This window comes from Psychrobacter sp. HII-4, assembly GCF_904846595.1.
Classification (GTDB): domain Bacteria; phylum Pseudomonadota; class Gammaproteobacteria; order Pseudomonadales; family Moraxellaceae; genus Psychrobacter; species Psychrobacter celer.
The window spans coordinates 1-9,751 of the sequence record NZ_CAJHBJ010000052.1 but is presented as its reverse complement, the minus strand read 5'-3'; the positions used below and the strand labels follow the sequence as shown (position 1 = coordinate 9,751).

The window sequence follows — 9,751 nt, the reverse complement described above, 5'->3', positions numbered from 1 at the left end:
ATGTCATCAAAGCTTTTCATGCTGCTAGCCATTTGCTGGGCAAGTTTTTTAAGGTCGGTTTGCTTAGTCATTGCTTATTCTCCGGTTAGTGGATTATAAGCAGTTACACAAAGTTTGGGAAACTCTCTTAAAGCCAGACAACTGAGGTTGTCTGGCTTTTTGTGGGCAGCAGATCTTCTCTTAAATACAGCTTAAATTTAGTGTGCCACTATACTTATCATGTGTCTAAAATTAGTTGACCACCACACTATCATCACATCAATAACCGATTACTCAGTATATTCGCTATCGGCTAATCAACCTTGAACCACAATTACTCAGTCCATTCTTTCTAATAAAGTGTCATACTGTTCATCAGTTAAAGGAAGAAAGACTGTGTTTTTAGATACTAAGTCATTTCCATCAAAACCAGAAAGCTGAACAACGCCTATTTCTATATGACGTTTATTAACTATCTGTGCTTTGAATTCTTCATAAGCTTTCATATAACCTGCCTTTTTAGATTCTTCATAAGGAGGTGTTTTTTCTACATTAAACCTAAACCAATATATATAAGGATAGGTTTTACCTTGTCCACAGTCTTTATATTCAGGGAATTGACTCAAACTTATATCTTCTATCCTCATATATTTTTCACGATCAAACTCACTTATAAACCCTACCTTAAAACCTAAGTAAGTCTTTGACTCTTTTAACACAGGATAGATTTTAGGTATAGGCTCATGTATAAACAAACTATTAAATGCCTCTGTACCACAAAAGGTCGCTACAATAGAAGTGTCATATTTTGTAATCTCTACAACTCTTGGATGATAAATATTTAAGTCTGATGTGGGCGTGGCAGTACAAGCAGACAGTATAAAACTACTACAGATGACTGCTGACATGAACGTATTCTTCATTTGCTACCTCTTTGTTAATACTTGACATTATTCTTCATTAGGCTCATGGACTAATGTCTCTGGTACATTTTCATAATCATAACTTGAAGGGAGTCCCTGATAATGTCTTTTTAACAAATCCCATGGTGAGAAGTTATGTGCAATTATGTTTGTCGTTAACATAGTCCTAGTAAAAGCGTGATCGGTATTAAGTTGGTAGTTATAATCAGGTTGTTGATCATCTGTTGTTGGATCCCATTGCCCGCCAAGGTTTGCAACAATATTGTTACCACTCACGTCATTTAAATGTTCTGCTCTAATATTCACCCATGTTTCTGCTTCGGGTCTAGGCGTAGACCATTCTATATTAGCCATCGCGTGTATTCTCACACTATCGCCTACTGGATCAAGAGTAATTAAATTAGCTACTGAGCTACACCTATATTCATTTATTTGTTGAGCAAGATGTGCCGCCTGCCATCCTCCTAAACTATGGCCCACTATATTCAACGTTGAATTTGGATTATTGTCTAGAAATATTTTTGCATACGTTAATGCCAAATGAATTTCATTATATCCATAATATCTAGCTTGTCGGTATGCTAGATATTCGGCTCTATCTTGCGTATAACCAGACGCTTTTATATGACCTGCCAGAAAACTGCTCACAAATTCATTTCTCATATTTTTAACGTTATATGTTGGTCCCGTTAAACCGAATTTTTCTCCACCAATAAAGTGCTCATGATCTCCAGCACCGCCAATAAATATTGTGTACAGCCCCCACGGATCCACTGCCGAAATAGGATTCTGCCCTGCATACCCATAAGTATTGAGTCCACCGTTAAGCCCAATAGGATCACTCGTTAAATAGCGTCCTGTCTCAGGATTATAATAGCGATGCCAGTTGTAATAGTAACCACTCTCACTATCCTCATACTGCCCTGCAAATCTGAGATTAAACTCAAACGGCTCATTGGTTATTGATTGTGTTGCATTCGCGCTATTCATTAGAGACGGTAACCAACCCTTTCGCTTGGCTTGCATATCTTGCGTATTGTTGTTAGATACAGCTTTCACCGTCACCTGACCAAAGGCATCATAGTCGCCTTGCCAGATAATCTCTTGTTTGTTATTACTTACTTGCTGCGGCGTGCCTAGATGATCGGTATGAATAGTATAGATACTGGCGTTGTTGTCTGTATCGTAGTCAATCATCGCAATCGGTCTTAAGCCCACATAGATATAACGACGGGTTACGGCTTCTTTACTGCCCTTAACGTCAATCTCAGCGTCTAGTAATCCTTGTTGCCATAGGTATCTTTGTTCATCATTCGCTATAGTTTTACTGACGCGCTGCATGGCATGGTTATAACGGTAGTCTGTCGTTTGATTAGCATCGATAATTTGAGTGAGTTGACCTCTGACACCATAGGTAAACTGCCGCCGAGTTTGAGCTTTACCATCTTGTCCTTGCTGAACGCTAATAAGAGTGGGATTACCTGCTGCGTCGTAGCTGTAGTTAGTTTTTTGACTATTGGTATCTTTACTATTATTGCTAGCAATATTTGTCTTACTGCTTGCACTTAACAACTGATCAGTGCCCACTTTGTATTCATAGTTGGTTTGGGCTTTAGAGCTTTTAAAGCTTAGTCTATTGCCATTGAGGTCGTATTGATATTGAGTGGTCTGGTTCTCTTTTGTATTAGTTACGCTGGTGAGTTCGCCATAATTGTTGTAGCTTAGCTGCTGACTGTTCTCTTTATCACCTCGCTGACTATTGGTTGCAATAATTCGATTAGTTTCGTTATAGGTAAGTGCCTTTTGGTATTCGCCATCCTGCCATGCGGTTAGCCTTCCTGTCTTATCATAGTCAGCTTTAGCGGTTTGGCCGTTACTGTGGGTAAAGCCTAATAGACCATGGGCGCTGTCGCCTTTTATATCAGAGATCATGGCAGTACTATTATGGTCAGGATTTATTTTACGAATTAAGCCCTCAAACCAGCCTTGGACTGGTGCTTGATATTTAACTTTAACAGGTATACTAACATCGTTATAAACATAGCTAAGCGTAGCGCCCTCAGGTAAGCTTACTTTTTGCAAACGTCCAATGTCGTCGTATTGGTATTTAGTTTGCCACTCTCTAACACTGTCTTTAAATTGTAAGGACTCAGCTATTAAAAGGCTTTGAGTGTCATACGTATACTGGGTGATTTGAGTAGGGTCAATGATTTGACTCAATTTAGCACTATTATACTTATACTCTATAGTCTCACAGCTTTGTTCTGTGATTGCTGTATTCTCTGTGCTTAATTTGCAGTATTTAGCTATTGTAAGTCTACCGAGTAAGTCATAGTCAGCTATCTGTTTACTGGTCTTGCTTTGTATGAGAATAGGTTGATCGTTTAAATCGTACTCTACGATTGATTCCCCTGTATTGGCATCTTTGGCATAGATGACACGCCCAAAGTCGTCATATACTCGCTCATAGGTCGCCCCTTCTGGCAGTACAATCTGTTTGATCTTGCCCAGCAGATTGATTTCAATCTCAATGGTGACATCGGTATTTAGTAAGTTATCAGCAGGATTAAATGCAGCTTGAGCGCTGTCTTCTTTATTCTCAGAGGATAGGCTTTGAGCGTTAGTCATGGCTGTGTTGCTATCTGGTGCTTGTATAACGCTTGCGATGGTTTTTTGATCAGTGGTGTCTGTTGTACGTTTGAGAATGTCGTCACTATATTGCATAGCCAGGGGGTCAATCAGCACCTCACCTTTGTCATCAAGCCATTGACGATTTACCAGCTGACCTTCGGTATCATATTGGTTGACAATCTGCTGACCATCATACAGCTGATAGATGACTTGCTGCTGGCTATCGTCATAAATAGCGGTAATGGTTTGGTTAAGATGGTTTGTCCATTTTACAGGCCGCTATCTATGATCATAAGCGAGCTTTACGGATTGGTCACCGCGCTGTATAGACACAGCCTGACCTTTGCTGTCGTATTCCATCTTAGTGACTACACCATCCCCATCGGTATGTTCAGTCAGTAGACTTTTTCCAGCAATGGTTTGATAAGTGAAGTGTTCTGTAATACCTTCAGGAAAAGCAGTTTGAGTGAGCTGACCTTGATTATCGTACTGATAGCTTGTGACGTCTTGATTCCCTTTTAATGGCCCATCAGTGGCTACCAGTTGCTGCCTGCCATTGATTGTCTCATAACGGTAACGGGTTGTACGACTAATGGGCTGTAGTCGACTGCTCGCTGTTGCAGGCCGAAACCCACTCTCGGTCATCGCCATAACATTACCCGCCTCGTCATAGGTGAGGCTCGTATGTGAGGTTTTACCCTCAACCACACTAGGTCGCGTGATTGAGGTAGGTAGCATCGGATAAGCTGCATTGTCATAACTGTAAGCCAGCCACGTTTGCTGGTTGTCCTCCTTTGTCTTATCTGTCTAAGTGATCTTGATTGTGCGACCAAGCGTGTCATAGCTCGTTGACGTTGATGCGATGACTTGACCGTTGTCATCAAGCTTACTGGTTTTCGTCACCCGTCCTGCACTATCATACTCATAGCTCACATTGGTGGGGCCGCAAGTGACACACCCTGCCCCTGTCACAGATAATAGCTGCGCCTCGCCATTTTTGTACCTGTAGCGGTAGTTGGTGGTCTCCCCTACACTGTTCGTTAAGGTGTTGGTAAAGATATGATTCGCTTTGATGGGTATTACCGTGTCAGGATCAAAGGCGATACTGACCTTTTCTATGCCGTTTTTATGAGTGGAGCCGGTCGCTCTGTCATAGGCGTCATACGTCCATTTAGTTATCAGCTGCGCCTGTTTGTTCTCATAGCTATATTTAGCCGTGAGGTTGTGCGCATCATATGGTCATTATACTGATAACCCGTTCTCACCTCTGTCGGTGAGACCACTTGAGCAAGGTTACCCTTTTGGTCTAATAGGTAGACCCATTTGCTAGCGCTGTTATTATTATTGTTACTGTTGTTTTGACTGATTGTGCTGCTAGTGACACTGATCTTAGGTGTAAATCCCCCATTCTTAACACAACATCATCGTAGAATAATTAAGCCACCTGCCTGTACTCAGCAGGTGTCATATCATTAAGTGAATCATGGGGTCTTTCGGTGTTATAAACCTTGATCCAGTCTTCAGTCAGTTGAGTAACTTCATTTAAATCATTGAATAAATAACAGTCTAAAACCTCATTGCGGTAACTGCGATTAAACCGTTCAATATAAGCATTCTGATAAGGACAGCCAGGCTCGATATAATCAATATAGATGCCATGAGCTGATGCCCAATCAGTGAATATGCTGGATATAAACTCACTGCCGTTATCCACACGAATTTGCTTAGGGTAACCATGCCACTCAGCCAACTGATCAAGGTAGCGAATTACTCGGAGTGAGGGCATACTGGTACCAATATCAATGCCTAATACTTCACGGTTGTAATCATCAGTCACATTCAAGGTTCGAAAGCGAATATTGTTGTGCAGCTTATCGCTCATAAAGTCCATAGACCAAGTATGACCTAATGTATTTGGTACACTTAACGGCTGGGGGTTACGTGATGGTAGCCGTCTTTTAGACTTACGGCGTAGGTTTAAGTTTAACGCGGTATAAACACGGTGTACTCGCTTATGATTCCATGAACAGCCAAGCTTACGTATGCGTTTAAAGCACTTTGGGAAACCCCAACGATTGTGCTTGTCAGTAAGCTTGCTTAAGACATCAATAATCTCACTATCATCAGATAGCTTAGGCTTGTAGTAGTAAGCAGTTCGACTCGTGCAGACCACCTGACAACTCACTGCAATGCTAACACCATACTGCGCCTGTCATTCTTGCGCCCAGACTTTGCGCTCGGGTACAGGCGCTATAGCTTTTTTATGATCTCTTCGGGCATTTGCGCTTTAAGGCTTAAGTCAGCATACATCTGTTTAAGCCTACGGTTTTCTTCTTCAAGCTCTTTTAAGCGTTTGACGTCAGAGGCTTCCATACCGCCGTGTTTAGATCTAACTTCGCTGTCGCTTCGTCTTGCGTCACTAAAACAGTCTCCCAGACTGTTTCTTAACGTTCCTCATTATAAAAGTCGAGCTAGCAATTCCGTATTTACGGCACAGCTCTTTAGCAGGTATCCCAGCTTCTGCTTCTTTTAATATCGATACTATTTGGGTCTCGGTAATTCGTTTGCTCATATCAAAACTCCTTATGGGTATTTTATAAGAAATTCTACGTTTGAGCTGTGTTAGTTTAGGGGATAGTTACATTTCAGTTACATCAAAGCTTAAAGCGTACTGATAATCTCATTCAGCTTGTGATTAAACGTCTCGTCCGTGACGACACCAGCTTCTTGATACCCAGCAACTTTTTTAATCTAATGATGACTTTCAAAAAAATTTGAGAAAAACAATCATTACATAGTTTGGGGATTGGGAATTAATCCATCTTTTACCATGTTGTCTAAATGCTCAATGATTTCATTATCTGTACGCAAACTCATTTCATTGAATCCAGCCTGACGAGCTTTCGTCACATCAAATATCCCATCGGTTTCGACATGAAAAAGGAAGTCACCAAAACTGCCTTGAGCAATACGATTAATATCAGGCTCTCGCAAGTCATATCGAGTTGCAATATTCTTCCATTCGGAATCTGACGCCTGATTCAAACGTTGCTGAAGATTAATTGGCTGTGGCTCGCCGACATCCAGTCCGAACCATTCCGCCACTTTTGGCCAGAGATGCTTCCAGCGACATACATCACCGTTGGTAACGTTATAAGCACCATCCTTTTCGTTGTCGGCCGCCCACACGACCGCCTCACCCAATAAACTCGCAGTCGTAAAGTTGATCAATACACTATAAGCCGCTGCAGAACCCGGAAATTGCATAGCAACGCCAAAGTGTTTACACAACGTACCATAGAGACCAATCAAGTTCCCCATATTCATAGCAGAACCAAGCGAATGACCAATCATGATATCCGGTCGCAAAGCGGTCCACCTGATACCTTTACTCTCTAACGTGCGAGCATAGTCTTCGTGTTCAAAATATAGGTTTGGTGGATAATGACGGCTATCATCCTCTCGAGCTGGCGTTTTATACACACCAAGATGAGCACCATAAACCTTGCCCCCTTGCAGAAATATCACCCGCTTCAAATCCGCCCCAGCGGCTATCACACTTTCGATGATATTCTTAAACATCAAGCTATTTTCTTCCGCTTCTGTCTTTGCATCATCGGAGGGTTTGATTGCTGCATAAAAAATATGAGTCACATGGGCCAGACTGTCTGAATGCTTCTGTAGTGAGGCTCTATCAAGTAAATCAGCAGATAAATGTGCTGTCTCATGGGGAGGCTCAATCGCTCTTGAAAGAGTTGTTACCTTCCACTCAGCATCTTGTAATGCGACAACAGCCCCGTTTCCGGTCACACCTGAACCACCTAAGACAAGCATATGAGGTTGCATTATATCTCCTTAGGTAACGTCAACTTTTTTGATAGAAACCAGCCACTAGCAGTGGCTGGTATTAAAAATTAATTGTCTTACAGATTAGGCGATACGACCACCGCCGTCAACATTGACCACGGTGCCATTAATAAAGCCATTTTCAAGAATAGCCAATGCTGCGTGAGAGAGGTCTTTCGTTTGACCAACTCGTCCAACAGGAAGCGATTGAGCGACATCATTAAAGAGAGCAGCTTTATCTTCATCATTGAGCATATCCCAAGTTGCGCTATCGACGACTCCGGGAGAAATAACATTAAAACGTTTTGGTTTCATTTCAATGGCTAAATTAGCCACAAGGCTTTCTAATGCGATGTTTACAACACCAACAATAGACGAGCCTACTCCTTGTCGATAAGCGGCAAGGCCTGAATAAAATAACACAGAGCCTGAATTTGTCAGGTGCTTATCAGCGCTACGCGCTAAGTTGATCGGACCATAAAGCTTGCTGGCAACCATACTTTGAATCTCCATATCCGACAACTCTAAAAATGGCTTAAACACCAGATCAGCAGCGGTCGATACAATGTGATCGTATGGCGCCTGCTCTGCAAGTGCTACATCAACTTGCTTCGCATCACTAATATCTAGCGCATAAGTACCTAATACACTGTCACCCAGTTCTGCTGCAACCTTATCCAACTTATCTTGCTTTCGCCCAGCTAAGGCCACTTTGGCGCCACGAGCGACCGCCATCGTTGCAAGCGCCGCCCCCATTCCTGAGCCTGCACCAACAATAAAAATTTTTCTGCCTTTCAGTGAGACTTGACCATCATTGCTCTGTATCAGTGGTGTTGTCATTTTATTCTGCCTAAATCGTTAATTGGTCTTTATAATACAATATTTAAATCAATTAATAATTAACCATATAAAGAATAGTTTATTCAGGAATATTGAATAATGGACAGACTTGACTTAATGCAGATATATGTGGATATTCACGATATCGGCTCCATGGCTGGAGTAGCCAGATAAAGGAACATCGCTCCCTCAGCAGTCACGCAAGCATTACAAAAATTAGAGCAGTACGTAGGCGTAACACTGATTATGCGTACTACTCGGCGCATGTACTTTACACCGAAGGGAGAGCAGTTTCTGTATCACTGCCGCTCCATACTCGGAAAAATAGAAGAAGCGCTTGATCATGTTAATCAAAATGGACCACTACGAGGAACCATTCGTTTTACAGCAACCAATGATTTTGGTCGTACTCGATTACCATTGATCATTGATGAATTTCTAGAGTTACACCCACAAATAAAAGTGGATCTTCATCTATCGGATGGTGTCGTGGATCTGATCGGTGAACGCTTTGATTTCGCCATTCGAACCGGACCTCTGGTCGATTCAGAATTCAAAGCACGCCGATTAATGAGTCAAAAGCGCTACGTATGTGCAGCCCCGATTTATTGGGCAAACAACGGGAAGCCCACGCATCCTAGAGAGCTCTTACAGCATAACTGTCTGGTTTTAGCTCGTCCCAACGCTTCGCAATCGGAATGGCACTTTATCGAACAAGGAAAATCATTTGCAGTTAAGATATCCGGCAACAGATTGGCCAATGATGGAGGTGTACTACGCCAATGGGCTATTAATGGTGCAGGTGTGGTTGTAAAAGGTGAATTCGACATTGAGGAGGACCTTAAAGCAGGACGTTTAGAGTGTATGCTTACTTCTTTTACACATCAGCTGATCAATCTCTATGCGGTCTACCCCGGACATCGCCCATCGCCAAACCGAGTACTGGCGATGATAGATTTTATTGTTGACAGGCTAAAAGTGTAGTGGTCAACTAATTTAGGACAGCTGATAAGAGATTTTGGTTAAAGTAACGTCTCTCTTTTTCTGCTGGTGATAAATAATCATTGAAACGGTGCGGTCTCACGGTTTGATAGTAGCCCCAGATATAATCAATAATGGCGGCCGATGCTGCATCCATATCCTCGTAACCGCTCTTTGGCATCCACTCCGTTTTAAAACTCCTGAGGAACCTTTCAGTTGGGGCATTATCCCATGCCTTTCATAAACTTAGACGCTAGGTAGCGCGTCAACCTATTGTCTAAGGTGGAAGTACCAATGCCTAGCGACTGGGTAACCTCAGCAACTTTGCGTTTGTGCTCAACGACTAAGCTAATGGCTTCTAACTTGAATTCTCGGGTGTATTTTTGGCGTTTGGTAGTCATACTAATTATTCTCTTTGGGGTAGTATAACCTTGTATCTTGAATAACCGCTTAATACTGCCAACGAAAGTTGATAAAATAAAGTAATTATTCATGAGCATTGAGAGTATGAGTATAACCTTAGTGTCTAGACACTGTGTAAGAGATTATGC

General features: G+C 42.0%; 8 protein-coding genes and 1 pseudogene. 1 reads left to right on the top strand and 8 read right to left on the bottom strand.

Features of this window, described 5'->3' with window-relative positions; all coding sequences use genetic code 11:
* Positions 1-317: 317 nt before the first annotated feature.
* The 6 genes and pseudogenes from JMX98_RS12930 to JMX98_RS12905 all read right to left on the bottom strand — a co-directional run bounded on the left by JMX98_RS12930 (position 318) and on the right by JMX98_RS12905 (position 8,219).
* Positions 318-887 (bottom strand): hypothetical protein, encoded by a 570-nt coding sequence (locus JMX98_RS12930; RefSeq protein WP_201587168.1) that lies wholly within the window; start codon positions 885-887, stop codon positions 318-320.
* Positions 888-929: 42 nt separating this feature from the next.
* Complete coding sequence (locus tag JMX98_RS12925) at positions 930-3,626, bottom strand: RHS repeat-associated core domain-containing protein (protein ID WP_201587166.1); 2,697 nt, start codon at positions 3,624-3,626, stop codon at positions 930-932.
* Between the two features lie 186 nt (positions 3,627-3,812).
* Complete coding sequence (locus JMX98_RS12920; RefSeq protein ID WP_201587164.1) at positions 3,813-4,271, bottom strand: hypothetical protein; 459 nt, start codon at positions 4,269-4,271, stop codon at positions 3,813-3,815.
* Positions 4,272-4,968: 697 nt separating this feature from the next.
* Positions 4,969-6,105 (bottom strand): annotated as a pseudogene (locus JMX98_RS12915) (IS3 family transposase).
* A 218-nt stretch (positions 6,106-6,323) separates the two neighbouring features.
* Entirely contained in the window at positions 6,324-7,379 is a 1,056-nt protein-coding gene (locus tag JMX98_RS12910) for an SDR family oxidoreductase (protein WP_227680176.1), read from the bottom strand.
* Positions 7,380-7,463: 84 nt separating this feature from the next.
* Entirely contained in the window at positions 7,464-8,219 is a 756-nt protein-coding gene (locus JMX98_RS12905) for an SDR family oxidoreductase (RefSeq protein WP_201587162.1), read from the bottom strand.
* A 180-nt stretch (positions 8,220-8,399) separates the two neighbouring features.
* On the opposite strand from JMX98_RS12905, the gene JMX98_RS12900 reads away from it, so the two are divergent.
* The gene (locus tag JMX98_RS12900; RefSeq protein WP_227680177.1) at positions 8,400-9,203 is read left to right on the top strand and encodes a LysR family transcriptional regulator; all 804 of its coding nucleotides are present in this window, start codon (positions 8,400-8,402) and stop codon (positions 9,201-9,203) included.
* A gap of 7 nt (positions 9,204-9,210) precedes the next feature.
* On the opposite strand, the gene JMX98_RS14350 is transcribed toward JMX98_RS12900, so the two are convergent.
* Positions 9,211-9,381 carry a hypothetical protein gene (locus tag JMX98_RS14350; protein WP_227680175.1) on the bottom strand — a complete coding sequence of 57 codons (171 nt, stop codon included), beginning with the start codon at positions 9,379-9,381 and terminating at the stop codon, positions 9,211-9,213.
* 43 nt (positions 9,382-9,424) lie between these two features.
* Entirely contained in the window at positions 9,425-9,601 is a 177-nt protein-coding gene (locus tag JMX98_RS12890) for a transposase (protein WP_201587158.1), read from the bottom strand.
* Between the last annotated feature and the right edge of the window lie 150 nt (positions 9,602-9,751).

Bases quoted from the DNA above. Each gene is read 5' to 3' on its own strand.
- JMX98_RS12930 (WP_201587168.1), bottom strand. From the start codon at position 887: ATGTCAGCAGTCATCTGTAGTAGTTTTATACTGTCTGCTTGTACTGCC.
- JMX98_RS12925 (WP_201587166.1), bottom strand. From the start codon at position 3,626: ATGCAATATAGTGACGACATTCTCAAACGTACAACAGACACCACTGAT.
- JMX98_RS12920 (WP_201587164.1), bottom strand. From the start codon at position 4,271: ATGCTACCTACCTCAATCACGCGACCTAGTGTGGTTGAGGGTAAAACC.
- JMX98_RS12910 (WP_227680176.1), bottom strand. From the start codon at position 7,379: ATGCAACCTCATATGCTTGTCTTAGGTGGTTCAGGTGTGACCGGAAAC.
- JMX98_RS12905 (WP_201587162.1), bottom strand. From the start codon at position 8,219: ATGACAACACCACTGATACAGAGCAATGATGGTCAAGTCTCACTGAAA.
- JMX98_RS14350 (WP_227680175.1), bottom strand. From the start codon at position 9,381: ATGCCAAAGAGCGGTTACGAGGATATGGATGCAGCATCGGCCGCCATT.
- JMX98_RS12890 (WP_201587158.1), bottom strand. From the start codon at position 9,601: ATGACTACCAAACGCCAAAAATACACCCGAGAATTCAAGTTAGAAGCC.